Genomic DNA, 21,796 nt, shown 5'->3' on the forward strand with positions numbered 1-21,796 from the left:
ATGACCGTTCCCACGGCTGCGCCCGCGCAGGCCGCCGTCGCTCCCGCCGGTCCGGCCGCCACCCCCGTCTCGGTCGAGGGGGCGCCGCGCGTCCGCGGAGCCGATGCGATCGTCGGAGCGCCCGCGATGCTCGACGTGCGGCCGTTCGACGCGACGACCGATCCCGCAGCCGAGCCCACGGCGACCGAAGAGCCCGCGCCGCCGGTGGAAGCACCTCCGGCACCGGAACCCGAGCCCGCGCCGGAACCCGCACCGGCTCCGGAGCCCGCTCCCGCGCCGCAACCCGAGCCGGCACCCGCGGAGCCTGCTCCCGGCCCCGCCCCGGTCGCGCCCGCTCCCGCGCCGGGTCCGGTCGAGTCCGCGCCGGAGCCGGCCGCGCCTGCCGCGGAAGCTCCCGTCGCACCGGCGAACGTCGCGCCCGCGCCCTGGTTCATCTCGATGAGCGGGACGAGCGGGACGCTCGCGTTCAACGGCGACGGCACGGTGACCTTCGGCGGACAGACCCGCTCGCTCGCCGAGATCTCGGAGATCCGCGTCGTCGGCACCTCCGGAGACGACACCTTCACGATCGACTTCCAGGGCACCGACCCCGGCATCGTCATCGGCTTCGACGGCGCTGCCGGCTTCGACACCCTCGTCACGCGAAACGGCGCCGGCTTCGTCTCCAACCCGGTGAACGCGTCATCGGGCACGATGCTCTTCGGCGGCACGACCGTCGTCTACACGAACATCGAGCCGATCACGAACACGGGGGGCGGCGGCAGCGTCACGTTCAACCTCGGCGACGGCGACGACGATGACGCCGTCCTCGACGTCGATCCGGTCAACTCGCTGCTCCTGCGGCTGCGGAGCCTCAACGCCAAGTTCGAGACGACGAGCTTCGCCGCTCCCACCGCCGCCGGCCAGACGCTGAGCATCTCCGGCGGCGGCGGCTACGACCGGCTCACGATCCAGGGCACCATCAACCTCGGCATCGCGGCCTTCCTCGCCGCCTTCGAGCGGATCCTCGTCGACGGTGCGACCATCGAGGCGGGGTCGGTCACCCTGGCGGCGGCGGCGTCGAACACCGACGGCATCCCGCTCAACGTCGCCGACTGCACGGACTTCGACGACTTCAGCATCCTCGGGTGCCTCGACCACGACGCGACCGCAGAGGTCATCGTGGACGGCGGCACGATCACCGCGGACGACATCGTCTTCACGGCGACCTCGTCGGTGATCCCGGATGCCTCGGCGGCGACGGCCTACGCCGTGATCGTCGACTCGAACGCCACGGTCGACGTGCGCGGAGCCTCGCACATCACTGCGACGGGCGACTTCACGGCGACAGCCACGTCCACCGTCGGGCCCTTCACGCTGAACAAGCAGTACGGCGACGCCGCCTTCGTCACGTCGAACGCGACGGCAAGGATCGGCGGCTCATCGGTCGTCGACGTCGACGGCACGGCGACGATCAGCGCGACGTCCACCGTCACCGCCGGCGCGACGCCTCAGGCCGACGCCTCGAAGCAGGAGGCACCCGGAAGCTACGACGCCGCCGTCGCGATCCTCACGGTCTGGTCGACGGCCGTGGGCAAGATCACCGACACCGCCCGCGCCGTCGTCGGCGGAGCTCTCGGGCTCGCGGCCTCGAACGTCGCGACGCTCACCGGTGTCGGCGACGCGAAGGATGCCGCGAGCGGCGCCGGCGTCGCCGTGGTGTATCTGCAGCAGAAGACCGAAGCGGCGATCGACTCGACGAATGCGACGGGGACGACCGCGGCATCGGTCGCCATCCTCGCCGACCAGCAGTCGACGGTGACGGCGCAGTCGAAGGCCGGCAAGGGCGGCGCGACCCAGAACAACAAGAACTCCAACAGCGCGAGCCGCGGCAACGGGCAGTCGTCCACGAGCGACGGCGCGATCGACGTGGCGGGCGCCATCTCGGTCGCCGTCCTCGACAACGACACCCGCGCGCACATCACCGGCTCCAGGGTCACGACGACCGGGGCGACGTCCGTCACGGCGACCGCCAAGAACACCGTGATCGCCGACGGCGACGGCGGCACGACAGACGGCTCCGGGGGATCGAGCGGCTTCGGCCTCGCTATCGGAGTCGGGATCATCATCGTCGACCTGCTGACGCAGGCCTTCCTGCTCAACGCCCTGCTGACCGCCACGGGCGGCATCACCGTCGCCGCCTCGGAGCCGGCCACCGCGGACTCGACCTACACCGCCACCGGCGTCTCGGGCAAGAAGAGCTCGGGCAACGTCGCCATCGCCGGCTCCCTCGCGGTCGTGAAGAAGGATGCCCGCACCTCGGCGCAGCTGCGCGGCACGGGCACGTTCGGCGGCAGCGCGGTGACGCTCAGCGCCCGCGGAAGCCACAAGAGCGTCGCCAAGGCGACGTCCAAGCAGGCGGCGGCCGGCAGCAACGGCAGCGCCGTCGGCGCCGGCGCCTCGGTCGCCCTCACCCTCGTCCGCACGACGGTGGAAGCCGGCGTCGCGGACGGCGCGTCCCCAGCGGGGCTCGCCTCTCTCACGGCGACCGCCACCGGAGCCGACGACGCGACCACCGAGACGATCGGCGGGGCGGACGGCGGCACGACCGCGTCGCTCACCGGGGTCGCGAGCATCGCGATCCACAACGTCAAGACCGTCGCGAGCATCGGCTCCGGCCCGCTCCTGGCGATCGGGGGAGCGATCACCGCGACGGCCTCGCAGACGGCCAAGGCCACGACGAGCGCCACCGGGTCCACCGGTGCGGGAGCCGGCGCGACCCTCGCGGCGGCGATCGCCTTCGCACTCACCTCCGCCGACCACGAGGCGCGCTCCACGATCGATCGCCGCGTCACGGCCCAGGGCGCCGTGGCGATGACAGCGGAAGGGGTCTCGACCACGGCGACGAGTGCCGAGGCAAGCGCCACCGGCGCGCCGGGCGAGTCGGGCGGCGGCAAGGACTCGACCGGCAAGGACGTCAATCAGAAGTCCAATGACAAGCTGGGCAACGCCTCGGGGCGCACGACGGGCGGCGCCGGAGGCGGGTCCACCACGCCGAAGGCGCAGAACGAGGACGGCACGACCGTCAGCGTGGCTGCCGCGATCGCCTTCAACCTCGTGCGCTCCGCGACGATCGCCATGCTGAGCGACGGGGCGTCGCTGCAGACGACGGGCACGGCATCCTTCATCACCCGGAACAACACGGATGCCTCGGCCACCGCCAAGGGCACGGCGACCAACTCGAGCTCGGTCGGCATCGGCGCGGCGCTCGCCGTCAACAAGGTGCGGCTCATCAACCAGGCGGGCGTCGGAGCCGGTGCGGCGCTGCAGGCCGCGGGCCTCACGATCACCGCCGCGGTGAAGCCGGTCGCCGCCGACACCACGCACACGTTCCAGGCGATCGCCGAGGCGGGGGCGGGCAACACGAGCGGCACCCTGGGCGTGGCAGGGGCCTTCGCCCTCAACCTCGTCGAGGAAGACACCACCGCCGCCGTCCTCGCCAGCACGGACCCCGGTCCGCACCCCGGACCCGGGCCCGTGCCGGGCGTCGTGATCGTCGGGGGCGGAGCGGTGACGATCGCCGCGGGCTCGAAGAGCACCGACAAGGCCACCGCGAAGGCGACGCAGTCCGGCGGAGCGACGGTGGGCCTCGGGGCGTCCCTCGCCCTCAACCTCCCGACTCACCGCGTGTACGCGGGCATCTCGCAGGTCGCCGACCCCACACGCGGACCTCCGGTGACGGGAGCCGGAGCACTGTCCCTCACCGCCACCCACGACGTGACCCTCACCACCGAGTCGGAAGCCGGCGGCGCATCGGGCACCGTCACCATCGTGCCGTCCGTCGCCATCGTCGTCGCCTCCGTCCGCACATCCTCTTCGCTCGGCGCCAGCCAGACCCCGCTCGGCGCCTCGAGCATCACCGCTTCCGCTACGCAGACCGTCACCGCGAAGACCATCGCGAAGGGCTCGACGGTCGCGGGAAGCACTGCCGGCATCGGCGTCTCGCTCGCCCTGGCCGTCCTCGACGACATCGTCGCCGAGGCATCCAGCGCTCGCAGCATCGTCGCCACCGGCGCGGTCTCGTTCACGGCCCTCCAGCGCGTCGACGTGCTCACGACGGCCGCGGCCGCCACCAAGGGCGCCTCGCCCTCGGAGGGATCGGGCGCGGGCGGCAAGGACGTCAACAAGAAGGCCGACGACAACCTGGGCAAGGCCAACGAGAGCAAGCAGCAGAACGCGGGCGGCGCGTCCTCGACCTCGTCGACGCCGAAGGCGGCATCGGGTGAGAACGGCGGGTCGAGCGTCTCGATCGCCGGCGCGATCGCGATCAACGTCGTATCGGGCGAGGTGCGCGCGCTCTTCCGCGACGGCATCTCGGTGACCACGACCGGTGCGGTGACGCTCGAGGCCCGGGGCGACACGGACGCACGCGCCGAGGCATCCGGCGATTCCGCGACGGACGGATCCGTGGGGGTCGGAGCCGGCGTCGCGGTTCAGGTCGTCGCCATCACGGTCCGGGCGACGACGGGCGTCACCACGATCGGGGCGGCGGGGCTCACGGTCATCGCAGGGATGCTCTCCGGCGACACCGACGACGTCGTGCGCCGGTGGAACGGGACCGGCTGGGAGGTCGTGGAGTCGGGCAAGCAGCTCCCCGGCCCGTCGAAGGACGACAAGTACTTCGTGACCACGAACGGGGGCTCCGGCGGCGATGACGGCTTGTACGCCTTCGACGGCTCGAACTGGACGATGGACACCGACGTCAGCCTCGCCGGCACCGTCGACGAACTGCCCGGCGGCGCGAGCGACGGCCAGTACTACCTGCTGAAGAAGGCGAAGGACGGCCACCCGGCCGGCAGCGTGTGGAAGCGCGACGGCGGCACCTGGGTGTTCGTCACGAAGTTCACCGTCAAGCAGAAGGGCGAGCTCCCCAAGGACGAGATCGCCGAGAACACCTGGTTCCAGCTCACCGAGGCGGACGGATCGAACGTCGCCGGGTTCTACAAGCGCAACGACCAGCATCAGTGGGTTCTCCAGGGTTCGGCGACCGTCGGGTCCGGCGATCAGCTGCCCGGGAGCCCGGCGATGGACACCCTCTTCCGGCTGTTCGAGCACGAGGTGACCTCGGTCGCCCGCGCCGGCGCCAGCAAGGCCGACAGCGTGGGCGTCGCCGGAGCCCTCGCCATCAACGTCCTCGACAACACGACCGAGGCGGTCGTGCGCACGGGGGCCGTGGTGACTCTCGCAGGAGCGGCGAGCACGGTGCGCGCGCACAGCAACGAGCGCGACGCCGCGAACGCGACGAGCCGTGCGGCGGTCGGCTCGGCCACGGGCGTCGGCGCGGCGTTCTCGCTGCAGGTGATCGACGGCAGCGATGTGCGCGCCGAGATCGAGAACGCCGCCGCCATCACGGGCGGTGCGGGTCTCACGGTCGCCGCGATCGGGCTTCGCGAGCTGGCGACGAAGGCGGAGGGCGGCACCGAGGGCGGCACGGCCGTCACGCCCGTCGTCGCGCTCGTCGTGAGCGTCGACGACGATGTCACGGCGCGCATCGGATCCGCCGCGAGCGGCTACACGGGCACGGGCGCGGTCTCGGTCACGGCGACGCACGTCCTGTGGGTCAAGACCGAGGGCAAGGCGGATGCCGCGGGCAAGAGCACGGCGGTCGGCGTCGACCTCGCCATCAACGCCATCGTCGAGTGGGACACCCTCGCCGAGATCGCACGCAGCGTGCAGGGCACGAGCGTCCAGGTGATCGCGACGTCGGAGGCCCGGACCGAGGCGCGCTCCGTGGCCAGCGCCAAGGGTGCCGAGGAATCAGACTCGAGCGGCGACCAGAAGTCGTCCGAACAGGTCAACGGCAACAGCAACCCGAACACGCAGGGCACGAAGGACTCCACCGCGTCGCTTCCCACCTCCAACGGCGGGACCGACGGATCGAACGGCGCCAATGGTGCGAACGACGCGCAGGCCGGCCAGTCGGGACAGTCCGGCTCCCAGCAGAACAACACCACGGCGGTGGCCGCTGCCGTCGCCGTGAACTGGCTGGTCGCGAGCTCGACCGCCCGCATCGCCCCGAACGTCGTCGTCATCGCCACCGCCGGGGGCGTGACGGTGCAGTCGCAGTTCCTCCTGCGGGCCTACGCCTTCGGGGTCGGCTCGGCGATCGACCTCGATTCCGGCGGCACCAAGGTCGGCGCGACCATCGGCCTCAACGTGCAGGACGTCGACAACATCGCGCTGATCGGCGCGGGGGCGAAGGTCTCGGGCCAGACGGGCGTCACGGTCGCGGCTGTGCTCCCCGCCGGGGCCCGGAACGACTTCATCGTGTGGTCGTTCGCCGCGGGCGGCGGCAAGAGCACCGCTGTCGCGGGCAGCGCCGCCGTCCAGATCCTCCTGCTGACGACCGAGGCGAGCATCGGCGCGGGTGCCGACATCGATGCGCCGGCCGGCGGCGTGACCGTCACGGCGGCTCAGGCGATCGGGCTCCAGAACCTCGCGATCTCGGGCGCGCTCTCGACCGACTCGGGATCGGCGATCGGCGGCGCGTTCGTGGTCAACTTCCTCGAGGTCGGCACGCGGGCCTGGATCGCCTCCACCCTCGCGACGCCCACGGCGGTCGACGCGAGCGGGGCTCTCGCGGTCACCTCCAGCAGCACGCTCGTCGCCCTGGTTCCCGACGTGCCGGCACCCCTCAAGGGCAAGATCGACTGGCTGAAGCTCACGAACGTCGCGATCGCCGGCGCCGCGAGCTCGGGCGGGGCGGCCGTCACCGGCGCCTTCGCGGTCAACATCATCAACTTCTCCACGCGCGCGTGGATCGCAGACGGCGCGCTCGTCGGCCAGGCCGGGGCCGTCGGAGGGTCGGGGCAGAACGTCACCGTCCGCGCCCAGGACGACCTCGAGATCGTCGACGTGGGCGGCACGCTGGCGCTGAGCAAGGACTCGGCGGGCGTCGGGATCACCGTCGTCGTCGAGGTGTCCAACTCCGACGTGCGGGCCTGGATCGGATCGGGCGCATCGGTGCGCGCGGGCGGATCGGTGCTCGTCGAGGCGATCTCGACGGAGGACTGGTTCGTCCTCGCCGTCGCCGGCGCGGCGAGCGCGGGCTCGGTGGCGGCCACCGGGTCCGTGCTGGTCGTCGTCGCGAACCAGGGCGGATCGTCGCCCCAGACGCGTGCCGAGATCGGCGCCTCGGTCGTCGACGCCCTCGACGACATCACGGTGCACGCGGAGAAGACGACCTCCGCCGACCTCGCGAGCGGCAACCTGTCCGTGTCGACGAGCGGCGCCGGGGTCGGGGCATCCGTCTCGGTCGTGGTCCGCGACAGCCATGTCTCGGCGCTCGTGGCCGACGGCGCCGACCTGCGGGCGCGCGACGACCTGACCGTCGAGGCGGAGCAGACCGGGGATCACCTGCTGCTCGCGGTCGGCGGCGCAGGGGGCCAGTCGGCCGGGGTCGGCGGATCCGTCACCGTGACGGTGCTCGACCACTCCACGACCGCCCGGATCGGGACGGGCGCCCGCGCGAACTGCGTCGGCCTCTCGTGCGCGAACACCGCGCCGGCACTGACGCAGAACGTCGTCGTGCGCGCATCCGACGAACTCGAGCTCCTGGCGCTCGCGGGCGTCCTGGCGGTCGGCGGCACGGCAGGCGTCGGCGTGGGCGTCGACGTGCAGTCGGTGCAGAAGACGACCGCCGCATCGATCGGCTCGTCCGCCCTGGTGCGGGCGAACGGCGACATCGTCGTCGACGCGCGTTCGCGCGACGACATCAAGTCCATCTCGGTCGGCGGCGGCGGAGGAGGCACGGCGGCGGTCAACGTCAACGTGACGGTGCCCGTGATCTCGATCACGACGACCGCGACGGTGGGTTCGGCCGCCGACCTCCGTGCGAACGGCAACGTCATCGTCTCGGCCGACTCCGCTCTCACCCTGTTCTCCATCGCGGGCAACATCTCGGTCGCGGGCACGGCGGCCGTCGGAGCGGGCGTTGCGGTACCGGTCGTGACCAAGACCACGACCGCGACCATCGGAGCGAACGCGCGCGTGACCGCGCTCGCCCTGCCCGGCCACATCACCCACTCGACGGTCATCGCGGGAAGCTACGCGACGACGGGCACCGACACGCGCTTCGATCCCCGCGGCACTCTGGGCGGCTGGCCGACGCCCTTCCCCGGCCCCCAGAACCCCCTGGACGGCAAGGGCCTGCAGGCCGACGGCGCCACGATCAACCTCGGGTACAACCACGGCTTCAAACACGGACAGCAGGTCATCTACGACGCTGGCGGCGGCGCGCCGATCACGGGCCTCATCAGCGGCGCGACCTACTTCGTCATCCCGGTCTCGGCCACCGCGATCCGGCTGTGCACCAAGCGCGGCCCGCCGCTCACGCCGGGCTCGAGCGAGTTCTCGTGCGCACCCGGCTTCGCGGTGACAGGGCTGTCGCTGCCCGGCGGCGCCATCATGGGCGAGAACCACCGGTTCGTCCCCACCACCGAGCCCGGCGTCGCCTCGGACGTCTCCGCCCGATTCACGGCGGAACGCGCCGTGAGCGTCGGATCCAACTACATCGTGCTTCCCTACGTCCTCTACGAGGACGACGGCACCACGCCGATGGTGCTGAAGAACGGCGATCCGGTCGTCTACAGCGCCGGCGGCGGCACCCCGATCGGCGGACTCGTCGACGGCCGGACCTACTACTTCTTCACCACCAACCCGGGTGACGACGTCGACCTCAGCCGCGTGCAGCTCGTCCGCACGAAGTGCGAGGCGACAGGCAAGAAGGAAGACTGCAACACCCCCGCCGACATCGCGCGCGGCACCCCCATCGACTTCACGTCGACAGGCAGCGGACGCTCGCACAGTCTCGTCCCCTCGGGCATGCTCCCCGCCGGACCCGGCTCCGAGGTCGGGCCCCAGGTGATCAACCCGCCGGTGCGGACGGGCTTCGGCGGCGTGGCGGTCACCGCCTCCAACAGCGACTACCTCGGATCGATCGGCATCGCCGCAGGGGGTGCCGGCACGGCGGCCGTCAGCCTGTCGGGCTCGATCGCCGTCGTGACGGTCCACACCACCGCGACGATCGGCGCGGGAGCCAGGATCAACTGCGCCGACGGCGACCTGGCGTGCGCGGCCAACGCGGGCTCGGCCGACGGAGCCCAGTCGGTGCTCGTCTCTGCGGTGAACAGCTTCCGCACACTCGGGATCGCGGCATCCATCGCCGTCGGCGGCTCGGCAGGCGTCGGCGCCTCGGTCGCCGTCCGGGTGGTGGAGCTGCACACCGACGCCTCGATCGCGGCAGGCGCCGTGGTCAACGCCCGCAACAACATCGAGATCCGCGCCGACGCCCGCACCGCGGTCATCTCGGTCAACGCGGCGGCGGGCGGCGGCACGGTCGGCGTCGCGGGCACGGTCGGCGTCACGGTCATCAAGGAGTTCACCAACGCCTTCACGGGCACGGGGGTCACTCTCCGGGCCGACAACAACGTCGGCGTCTTCGCGAACGACGCATCGCAGCTCATCCTCATCACCGCCTCCATCGCGGCCGGCTACGTCGGCGTCGGGGTCGGTGTCGGCGTCGCGGTCATCGAGAAGACGACCCGGGCCTACCTCGGCCAGGGCAACACCGTCATCGTCAAGGCGCTCGGCGGAGGATTCACGGATGTCGCGGCCGGGACGCTGGGCGCCTCCGGTTTCCCGTCCGTGACGTTCCGCGGCCTGGTCGTCCAGTCTCAGTCCTCCGAGAAGCTGTTCGGGCTGGTCGCGGGGGTCGGCGCCGGATTCGTCGGCGTCACGGCGAACATCGGCGTCAACGTCTTCACCGTCATCACGCGGGCGTACGTCGACATCAGCACGACCGTCAACAAGGGCGCCGGGACGATCGTCGCGGGCGTCGACAACGCTCAGGCGGTCGCCGTCATCGCCACGGACGTCTTCGACTCGCTCACGTTCGCCGGCGGCGTCGCGGGCGGGTTCGTCGGCGCCTCGGGCGGAATCGACATCGGTGTCGCCTCCATCACCGTCAACGCCTACCTCGCGACGCAGACCGACGTGTGGGCCAAGGGCGACGTGCGGGTGAACGCGCTCGCGATCAAGCACGTCCAGTCGTACGCCGTCTCGATCGGCGGCGGATTCGTCGGTGTCGCGGGTGCCGTGTCGGTGTGGTCGATCGGCACCGCCCCCACCGCGTCGTACTCGAGCGACGCCAACGGTCCGCACCGTGGTGCCTGGAGCGCCGCCACGTCGTACACGACGGGCGACGTCGTGACGTTCGGCGGGAACACCTGGGTGGCCAAGGGCAACAGCCAGGGCGTGCAGCCCGGCACCGACGCCTCGAAGTGGCAGCAGGACACCCCGAAGAGCGCGACCGACGGGGAAGGCGCGAACGGTCAGCACCAGGCCGACCAGGTGGCCTCGGGCAACGGCAGCGACGCTCCCGCCCCGGCCTGGAGCAACGCCGCCGCCTACTCGAAGGGCGACTACGTCACCTTCAACGGCACGAAGTACCAGGCGACCGACGACATCCTCGCCGGTGCGGCGAACCCCGAGAGCAACGCCGACTGGTATGCGGTCAAGGACGGCTGGAAGTCGGCGCTGGACGGCGCCCCTTCGGACGGCACCGCGGCGTTCGTGCTCGGCAGCGCCTACGCGGCCGGCGCCTATGTGAGCTTCGGCGGACATCGCTACCGCGCCAAGGCGGCCATCGCGAACGCGAACCTCACCCCGGACGTCGACACGGTCCGCTGGGCGAACGCCGACGACGACTACCGGTTCCGCGTCACGGGCGGTGCCGCCGCATCCGATTCGAGCGTCAACGGATCGTACAGCCAGACCAGCCCGACATCCGACCAGTTCACGCAGCCCGCTCCGCCCTCGGGCGTGTCGGCCGGCATCTACGGCGCCGTCCACTCGATGCTCGCCGACGTCGAGGTCGAGGCGCGCGAGCGGCTCGAGGTGTTCGTCCTCGCCGGTGCGGTCGCCGGGGGCGCGGGGGCGATCGGCGCCGGCATCGCCATCACGACCATCGCGGGCAGCGTCGACGCAGGGATCTTCGGCGGAGCGGTCGTCTCGGCAGGCGGCGCTGTGCGTGTCACCGCCGATCTCGAGGAGGACATCACGATCATCGCCGTGACCGGCGCCGTGGGCGCCGTCGCGATCGCCGGTCAGATCCTCGTCCTCACGGACTCCTCGTCGACCACGGCCCACATCGACGCCACCGCCGCGGTCGGCAAGGCCGTCGGCGGGATCTTCGTCACCGCCGACTCCGCCAAGACGGTCGCGGGCTTCGCGGTGGGCATCACGATCGCCCTCGGCGCGGTGGGCGCGGCCGTCTCGGTGATCGAGGTGTCCGGCGACACGCAGGCTCTCATCGGCCAGGGCGGCGTCGTCGCGATCGGCGCGGACGGCGCGATCGGCGGCATCAGCGTGAGCGCGACCGACCACTTCGATCCCACGTCCTGGGCCGTCGGCGTCGTCGCGGGCGCCGGAATCGCGCTCGGCGGCATCGTGTCGGTCATCGAGTACTCAGGGAAGACGCGCGCGGCCTCGTTCACGACCGGCGGCGTCGTGGTGTCCGGCCCTGTCAGCGTCGTCGCCACCGGTGACCGCAAGCGCATCTCGGGCAGCACCTTCAACGTGACGGTCGGCGCCTTCTCGTTCGGCTTCACGGTCGTCATCGCGACGAGCGACCGCGACACCGAGGCCGAGCTGGGCGGCTCGGTCAACACCTCAGCCGCGGTGCTCGTGAAGGCGGATGCCTCCAACATCGTCCGCGCCTACGCCCCCGGCATCGTCGGCGGCGTGGCGGGGGTCGCGGCGATGATCCCCGTCGCGACGGTGTCGGGGCACACCACTGCGACGGTGAGCGGCACGGTCGCAGGGTCCTCGAACGCGACGGTTCAGGCGCTCGCCGAGAACCGCGCCGAGGCCGAAGTCATCATCGCCGGCATCTCGGCAGCCTTCGCCCTCAGCGTCGCGTACGCCAGCGCCCGGATCACCGACGACGCCGACGTCGTCGCTCAGGTCACCTCCGGCGGATCGATTTCCTCGTCGGGAAGCGTCGCGGTCACCGCGGCGCTGAAGGGCGCGAATCTCCGCAACGAAGCGCTCGCCATCGGACGGATCGTCTCGATCGCCGCCGGCGCCTCGATCGGTCTCTTCTTCGCCGAGGCGTACATCGGCGGTGCCGTACGGGCGATCCTCGACGGGAACGTGACGAGCTCGGCATCCGTCTCGGTCAGCGCGACCGGCAAGAACCTCGCGAAGGCCGACGGCATCGTGGTCGCCGTCTCCGCGGCAGCGGGCATCGCGGCAGCCGTCCTCTCCGCCGAGATCGGCAGCGGCGCCGACGTCGAGGCGCTCTCGCGCGACGCCGACGACAACCAGACGATCTCCAGCAGCGGCTCGATCTCCTTCACGGCGTCCAGCGGCAACGAGGCGCGCGTCGCGACGGGCATGGGCGCCGGGGGCGGGCTGTTCGGCGTCGCGGTCTCGGTTCCGACGGCGACGGTCAAGGCCGGTACGACGGCATCGGTGGCCGGCAACCTCACTGCCGGGGCGGCCGGGGTCACGGTCTCGGCGACGAGCGCGAACCTGGCCGTCGCCGAGGTGATCCTCGTCACCATCGGCGGCATCGGCGCCGTGGCGGTCAACGTCGCCGACGCCCGCATCACCGCCGAGGCCGTGACGTACGCGCTCGTCCTCGCCACCTCCGCCGTAAGCGCCCCCGCCGGCGCCGTCCTGGTGAGCGCCACCTCCGCCAACAAGGTCTCGGCGACGACGACGGCCGTCGGCGCCGGGGTGGGTGTGAGCCTCAGCGTGCAGAAGAGCATCGCCTACACCGACGCCCCGACGAAGGCGTCGTTCGACGGCGACATCCCCAGCACGGCGACCAAGACCGCGAGCCTCATGGTGCAGGTCCGGGCGCGGAACCAGGCCGTCTCGGATGTCAACGTCCTCACCGTCTCGCTCGGCCTCGCCGGCACCGGTGTCTTCGCCGACGCGCGCGCCGCGGGCGACACGGATGCCGTCATCGACGCGAACGCGAACGTCGACGTGTCGGGTGCCGTCTCGGTCGACGCGCAGCTCACCACGGGCGACGGCCAGCAGCACTACGCCCGCACGTGGGTGCGCGGCGGCTCGGCGGGCGGCATCAGCGCCGGCCTGGTCACGGCGAACGCGACGGTGAGCGGCTCGGTCCGCGCCAAGCTGAACGGCGCGGTGAGCGGCTCGGGATCCATCACGCTCAACGCCGACGCGACGATGGTCGCCGACGCCGACAGCCTCTTCGTCGGCATCGGAGCGCTCAGCCTCTCGGCGACCGAGACGGTCGCGCTCATCTCGGCCGACACGATCGCCGGCGGCGACGGCGGGACCGCCCACACCAGCGGCGCCTTCACGGTGACGAGCGACTCGACCTACACGGCGACCTCGAACTCCGATGGACCGACGGTGGGCCTGCTGACCGTCGACGTCAAGCTGCCCGTCGCACGCGTGAGCGGCGCGACCCGCGCGAGCTACCTCGGCCAGGTGACGAACGGCACGTCGGCGTCCGCGACGTCCGTGTCGCACAACACGGCCACCGCCGACGCCTCCGAGATCATCGCCGTCGGCATCGTCGCGGTCGCCGTCGCGTACGCGCTCGCCGAGGTGACCGCCCTCACCGAGGCGGCGATCGGCGGCGCCAACGTCGGGTCGGGCGCGGTCACGGTGTCGGCGACGTCCGACGACGACGCGACCGCGGCCGCAGGCGGGGGCACGGGCGGCGGGCTGACCGTCTCGCTGCTCCAGCCGGACGCGAAGGTGACCGGCATCACGCGGGCCTTCGTGGGCACGGACAAGACGGTTCAGGCAGGCTCGCTCACCATCACCGCAGTCGCGACTCCGGATGCCTCGGCGGAGGCGAAGATGGTCGGCATCTCGCCGCTGGCCGACGTGCTGGTGTCGGGACCGCGCGCCACCGTCGGCGGCACGACGGAGGCCTACATCGGCTACAACGAGACGGTGACCCTCGGCTCGGGCGCTGCGAGCATCTCCGCCACGCGCACCGCGAACGCCACGGCGACCGCGACGAACGTCTCGCTCTCGCCGATCAGCATCTCGTTCGTCGACCTCGAGGCGACGACCGGCGGCGCGATCAACGCGTTCGTCGACGACCGCGCGAACGTCACGGCCGGATCCGTGAGCCTGTCTGCCGGCGGCACGAGCACGCCCAGCGCGGCAAGCGCTGCGGTCCAGGTGACGATCATCGGCGTCTCGGGGGCGCAGGTGCGGGCAACCGACTCCACGTCCGTCGCGACGTGGATCGGACCCGCGGAGGGCGACACCGCCGACAATCCCGCCGACCCCGCCACCGTGACGACCTCGGGAGCCGGCGGAGTCACCGCGACCGCGAGCCTCACCTCCCAGCCGCTCGCGACCTCTCGCGCCGGCGGATTCTCGCTGGGCGTCGCGGCCGCCGTGGTCAAGGCCACGACCACCTCGACACCCGTCATCCGCTCGTACCTCGGCGACCGCGCCGAAGTGCGGGCCAATGGCGGCACAGCCGCGTTCACCGCCTCGACCACGGCGACCGCCATCGTCGACGCGCAGGGCTTCGGTGCGGCTCTCGGTGTGGCAGCCGGTGTCACCTCCACGAAGGCCGACCTGCGGCCGACCGTCCGCGCGTTCACGGTCGGCGGCGGGGTGCTGCTCGGCGCGAACGTCCGCCTCACCGCCCGCTCGAACATGCAGGACGACGGCACGCCGATCTCGCCCACCTACACGTACAACACGCTCGTCGGGAACAACGTGCCCACCGTGGTCGCTCCCGCCTTCGCCCGCGTCTCGCTGGGCGCCGTGGCACTGGCGGCCGGCGTCGCCGGGGCATCCGCCGAAGCGATCAACTCGCCGATCGTCGGCGCCGTGGTCGGCGCCGGCACGACGGTCACCGCGACCTCGCTCACCGTCACCGCCCGATCCTTCGGCGACTCGCAGGTGGACGGGTTCTCGCTCGCCGCCGGCATCGGCGCGGGCGTCGGCATCGTCAGCGGCACGGCGACCTCGGGCGGAACGGTCGACGCGGGCTTCCACGGGGCATCCGGCACGATCGGCTCGGCGTCCGTCCAGGCCATCGTCAGGGCGCGCGCCTACACGGCCGGTCGCGGGTTCAGCGGCGCGCTCGGCGCTGCTGTCAACGTCGGCAGCCAGCAGGCGAAGGTCTCGGTCGTCGTACGCACGCTCGTCGGCGGGACGCTCGTGGCGACCGGCGCCGTTCTGGTCCGGTCCGACGTCCGCACCTCGGTGTCGGCGGAGTACCGCGCACTGCAGCTCGCCGCGCTCGCCGCGGTCGGCACCGCCGACGTCGACGCGACGGACGAGTCGAGCATCCGCACCGCCGTCACGGGCACCGGCACCGCGCGGTCCACGACCGGCAGCGTCACGATCTCGGCCTGGCACAACTTCGACGGCACCGAGTTCATCGACACGAACATCGTCGAGGCGTCCTCGAAGATGGCGAGCGCGTCGCTGCTCCTGGCCATCGGGACGGCGAGCCTGGATGCCGTCGCCAAGGCGACCACGAAGGCCGAGGTCGAGGGCGGCGCGACGCTGGCCGCGCCGTCGGGCACCGTGACGCTCGAGTCGCTCTCCGGCAACTACGCCCTCGCCCGCTTCGACCGTACTCAGGGCGGGCTCGTCAGCATCGCCCCGTCGGCGAATCCGACCGCCGAGGCGAGCGGAACGACGGAGGCCAACCTGCTCGGTTCCGTGCGCATCGTCTCGGGCGGCACCTCGAGCGGTGCCTCCATCCTGGTGGTGCTGGCCAAGGCCGAAGACCTCGCCCGGGCGGGCATGGACAACGCCGGCGGGGGGCTGCTCGAGATCTCGAGCTCGAGCTCCACCGCGAAGGGCACGCCGAAGGTCAAGACCACTCTCGGCGGCGGCTCGAGCGTCATCCTCACGACCGGGGCGATCTCGGCGAAGGCGCAGAGCCTCAACGACGCGGATGCCTCGACCTCGAGCGTCTCAGGCGGGCTTCTGCGCATCTCGACCTATTCCGCGACGGCGACGATGGACCCGACGGTCACGGTGGTCGTCACCGGCGGCGCGTCGATCACCAGCACGAGCGGCGACGTCACGATCGATGCGACGGCCAATGAGCCGCCCACTCCGAGCTCCGACGGCACCTTCAACGCCGGCACGAACGTGTCGGGCAACACGATCTCGTTCGCGCTCAAGCACGATGCGTACACCGGCCAGCTCGTGATCTACGACACGCTGGGTGCCGGGGCCCCGATCGCGACCGGACTGAACGGGCGCAGCATCAACGTCATCGTCACGGGAGCGAACACCCTGCAACTCGGGCTCGAGTTCACGTTCGACAACCCCGGCACGCTCGATGTGGTGGAGGGCGCGACGATCGACCCCGACACCGACATCATCGACTTCGGCTTCCAGTCGCACCGGTTCGAGACGGGCGACCTCGTCGTCTACCAGCCCGTCGGGGGCGCCATCGGCGGCCTGTCGGCGGGCGTATACAAGGTCTACAAGATCGACGCATTCCGCCTGAAGCTGCAGCTCACGTCGGTCGACGTCCTGGCGCCCCCTCAGGCCGTCGCGCTGCCGGCCGACGTCGATCTCGGCACGGACCGGATCAACGGCAGCCTCAGCAACGGCCAGTACGTCACCTACCACGCCGCCCCCGCATCGAACTTCTTCTCGTCCGCCGGCGTCAGCGGCAACGTGATCACCGTCGGGGTCGCCGACTCGGTGCCCCTCAGCGGCACGCCCATGCAGTACCAGGCGAACGGCGCTGCGATCGGCGGGCTGACCAGCGGCACGACCTACTTCGTCATCCGGGTGAGCGGCAACCAGCTGCGGCTCGCCACCACCTACTGCAACGCCCGGGGAATCGCGCTCGGCGCGAACGGCGTGTGCAACAGCACCTTCTCGGGCGGCATCGGCGGTGACGACGGCGGGTTCGGCAGCGCGAGCGTCGTCGCGATCGCCCTCAACCCGGGGGCGAGCCCGTCGACGGTGCGGCACCAGCTGAACGCCACCACGACGAGGGCGCTCGGCCCGCTCCAGGATCTGCGCGGCTACTGGGTCGTCGGCGCGAACGGCTCGAGCTTCCAGCTCTCGCAGACGTTCAACGGCGGCGCGATCAACCTCACCGGCGGGGGCGCCTACCCGCACGTGTTCCGGGTGGAGGGCGTCGACCTCACCGGCTCGGGCAGCGGCACCCAGCGCCTGATCCTCCAGCTCACGCCGACCAGCGGCATCCAGAAGCTCAACGGCATCGGCGGCCCCTCGGGCGCGACGAGCTCGACCGACGGCATCATCTCGGCGTCGGCGGCGGGCGGCGGCGGCGGGGCGATCAACGTCTCCAAGGCGTCGTCGAGCGCGAGCACGACCGTGACGGTCGGCGTGACGATCGGCGGAAACGCCAGGATCACCGGCACGGACGTGTCGATCACGACCCACGGCACCGCGCAGGCCAAGGGCGTCGCCGGCAACGCCGGAGGCGGGGCGATATCGATCGGCGACTCCGACGCGCGCGCGACGACCTTCATCACCAACACGATCACCGTCGAAGCGGCCGCCCAGCTCACGGCCCGCGACGACCTCACGATCGCGGCCTTCAGCGACCTGCGACCCAAGGTCCTCGCCTCGACCCAGCAGGGCGGTCTCGTGGGCGGCTCGTTCGGATCGACCGACGCCCGCGGCGGCTACACCACCAAGACCGTCTCCAGCGGCACGCTCGTCGCCGCAGACCGCCTGGCCGTCGAGTCCCACACGTCCTTCGACGGGTTCTCCGACTCGGTCGCCGACGTCGGGGGCCTCGGGGCATCGGCCGAGACCGAGGCGAACGTCCTGATCGGCGTCGGCGCGGACGCTGCCGACACCCTCACGGAGGTGGGCGGATCCATCACGGGCCGACACGTGCGCATCGCCGCCCTCGTCGACTCCGCGAAGGCCTACGCGCACACCTACACCTACGCGATCGCCCTGGGCGCCGACTCCGACGCCGACTCCGAGATCAGCGTCGAAGGTTACACGCGCACGACGCTCCTCGCCGGCCTCGCGATCGTCGGACAGGTCGACACCCACATCGTCGCGGAGTGGCTGAAGGTCGACTTCAACTCCGACGCGTTCGCCGAGTGCGACTGCGGCGGTGGCGCGACCGACTCCTACGCCCGCATCAACCCGACCCTCGAGGCGAAGGTCGTCGGCCGCAACCTCGCCGTCATCACGACCTCCGACCTGACCGTGCAGGTCAACGACCAGATCGACCGGATGCGGCGGCACGCCGACACCTCGGGCGGCCTCCTCGACTTCGGCAACGGCGGCGACAACGTCGGCAGCAACTCGTCGCTCCGCCGCGAGATCTTCTGGGAGGTCCGGGTGATCATGCTCGGCGAGCCCAACCCGGTGCTCGAGGTCGACGCGAGCGGCACCGTCACCAAGATCGTCAACGTGCGCGTCTGCAACAACGTCGGCACGTGCTACGAGGACAACCCCTTCACCGACGTCCACACCGAGGGCTCGCTCGCCGGCGCCGGGGCGACGACCATCACCGTGGACGACATCGTGTACGACCGGGGCGCACGGGCGCGTTTCCTCGCCAACGACCTGTCTCTCCTCGGCGGGCCCGATGGCGACATCTGGGGCGGCGTTGGACGCTTCGAGTTCCAGCAGACGTGGGACTTCGTGCGGATCATCAACGCCTCGAACCTCAACCTCGTGACGAACATCATCGACGTCGTCAACTCGCTGAACCCGCCGCGCATCGACATCCGCGTCGACGAGATCTGGAACAACGGGGCAGCGGCGAACGCCTCGCTCTCGGAGAACGACCCGAACACGACGTTCGACTTCGACATCGAGTACACCTTCCCGCCGAGCTATGTGCAGCTGCACAACACCTGCGCCTTCACGTGCCCGGTCCGGCAGCCGTTCATCCGCCTCGACGACTACATCGAGAACCCGCTCGGCGAGACGGAGATCTTCAACGCCTCTGGCGACGTCCTCTCGGGGAGCGGCCGCGAGCTCATCCGCACCAACGTCATCGACATCGACGCGCCGAACGGGAACATCGGCTTCCAGAGCCCCACCCACCAGAACCCCGACCCGGTGCGCAACCCGATCGAGATCGAGCTGGTCCACTACATCCACCCCGACCCGGACTTCTGCTCGGGGCCCGCGCCCTGCAACAAGGCGCCCATCGTGACGCTGGATGCCGGCAAGGACGTCGTGGTCGACCTCACCTACTTCCGGCGCACGGACGCCGCGCTCGGGACGCCCGCGACGATCGTCATCGACCGCATCCGCGCAGGCGACGATGTGGACGTCGTCCTCAACGACTCCAAGAACGGCGACGGCCAGAGCTCGCTCGTGCTCGTCGTGGTCGATCTGTACGAGCCCGCATCGAGCTCGACGTACTACGACTTCACCTTCCCGTCGACGTACACCCCGGCCATCAACGACGGCAACTCGATCGAGCGGGGCGGGTGCGCGGGACCGTACCCGGGCGACTGCGGCACGGGCTCCGGCTCCTACGAGACGCACTTCCGTCCCGATGTCTCGAACGTGAACCTCGCGCACATCCTCCGCGCCCTCGGCACCGACGACGACGGCGAGATCGACTCGACGTACGACTTCACCGAGGTGCGCGCCGGCGACGACATCGACATCTGCCACGTGACGACCGGCGGCGAGGAGCCCAAGACCTGCTTCACGACGTCGATCGACAGCGCGACGCACACGGTCACGGCCGACGCCACGCCCGACACGACGATCGACATCGTCATCAACACCGACGTCGCCTGGACGGGAGGCGCGGGTCACACCGGGCCGGTCGACGACCCCGGCATGGCCGTCAACGTCGCGCAGATCTTCCTGCGCACGAACGGCGACATCACGGCGACCGAGCTCGTGGGCGACATGCTCGTCGGTCACATCCACTCGACCGACGGCGACGTCGTGCTCCACTCGCCGAGGCGGATCCTGGATGCCGACGGCCGGCCGACGATCGACGTGACCGGTGTCAACATCACGATGCACGCCGGCGAAGCGGGCGGGCTCGGCGGCATCGGCCTGGCGACCGACTGGCTCGAGATCAACACCGCCGTGCTCATCGGGACGAACCCGTGGACGGGCGTGAGCAACGGCGTGCTCAAGGCGTACGACCTCGACTCGGACGACGCGCAGACGGCCGGCATCTACCTCGACGAGCTCACCGGCGACATGCCGCTGTGGGAGGTCTACACCGCCGGCAGCACGAGCATCGCGACCGGCAACGTGGGTCTGCGGACCGTCGGCGGGTCGATCCTCAACGCCAAGCCGAACACCACCGAAGAGAACGTCCGCGGCGACTCGGTCGACATGGACGCCAACGGGGGCTCGATCGGCCTTCAGTCGAAGGACGTCGTCGTCGACTCCGGCCGCGCGCCCCCGTTCGGGTGCACCTACGTCAACTGCGGCAACACCCCCCTCACCGGGGCATCCGATCCCGCGCTCGCGATGAACGGCGACGATGTCGGCCTCGAGGCGACGGGCAGCATCTACTACACCGAGTCGACGTCCTACCTGCGTCTGGTGTTCGCGCATGCGCTCACCGGCGACATCCGCCTCACGGTCCGCGAGACGGCGGCGCTGGACGAGGACCTCTACCTGATCGCGTCCGGCACCGCACGATTCGCCGAGTCGAACACCCGCGGTCCGCAGAGCGATGCCGACGCTCCCCGCAGCATCCCGAACGGCACGATCTTCGCCGAGGTCGGGAGCGTCGAGCTCCGCGTCGGCGACGACGTGACGCTGCACCAGAACAGCCAGATCCTCGCGAACCTGTCGATCGACATCCGCGGGGACTACGGCAACGCCGACACCGGTGGCACCCTGGCGACGCCGGATCCCGAGCACGGCACGTCGATGATCCTCCGCGGCCGCATCGTCGCCGACTGCAACGTCACCGCCGGCGGCCCCGGCGACGACCCGATGGGCATCTGCAGCCCCTCGGCGGCGAACCCCGTGCCGGGCCGCCAGACGAACGTCTGGGGCGGCAGCGACGTCGACGTCATCCAGCTCGGCGACCCGTCGGGTCTCGACGTCAGCCAGCCCGGCGCGAAGACGACCTGGGGGAGCGCCGGCTACATCTTCCTCGGCTCGAAGACGACCGTGCACGGCAATGCGACGCTCGCCTCGACGACGGCCGACGGCGAGGACGAGATGACGGTCTGGTTCCTCCAGTCGATGAACGTCGTGACGAGCCCGACGGGCCTGCAGTCCGGCGTCGGCGCCGGCCACACGCTGAACCTCGACGGCCAGGGCGAGAGCGACCGCTACGCCGTCTACACCAGCGGCAGCCACGGAAGCGTCCGCAACTACGTGATCAACGTCCTCGACACGGGCGCTGCGAACCAGGGCGTGGACGTCCTCAACGTCTTCGGATACGACAACGCCTCATCCCTCTACAACGGCGCCAACGGCCGCACCGACGACATCTGGCTCCTGCGCGCACTCACCTGCATCGACAACGAGTCGCCGTTCGCCCTCAATGCGGGCGTTCCGGCGACGTGCGCGACCCCGACGGAGACGGCCGATCACCCCGCCTTCATCGCGCTGCTGGCCGGCAACAGCAGCGCCGACGGCGGCATCGGCCTGTACCGCGACCGGGTGGCCGGCAACGAGCCCAGCGCGTCCGTGCAGCGCATCAACTACGACCGCGCACTCAACGGCCGCATCACGGTCTTCGGCCTCGGCGGCAACGACGCGTTCTACGTCGACGACACGCAGGCGACCGTCACCCTCGACGGCGGCGCCGGCAATGACACATTCC

1 protein-coding gene (cut by a window edge) is annotated in these 21,796 nt (G+C 71.3%); it reads left to right on the forward strand.

Going from position 1 to position 21,796, the window contains the following annotated elements; all coding sequences use genetic code 11:
• Positions 1–21,796: the 5' portion of a Calx-beta domain-containing protein gene (locus EV279_RS06815; RefSeq protein ID WP_133542104.1), read on the forward strand. 9,851 nt of this gene lie beyond the right edge of the window; only the first 21,796 of its 31,647 coding nucleotides appear in the window; the start codon lies at positions 1–3; its stop codon lies off the right edge, out of view.

The organism is Microbacterium sp. BK668 (genome assembly GCF_004362195.1).
GTDB lineage: Bacteria > Actinomycetota > Actinomycetes > Actinomycetales > Microbacteriaceae > Microbacterium.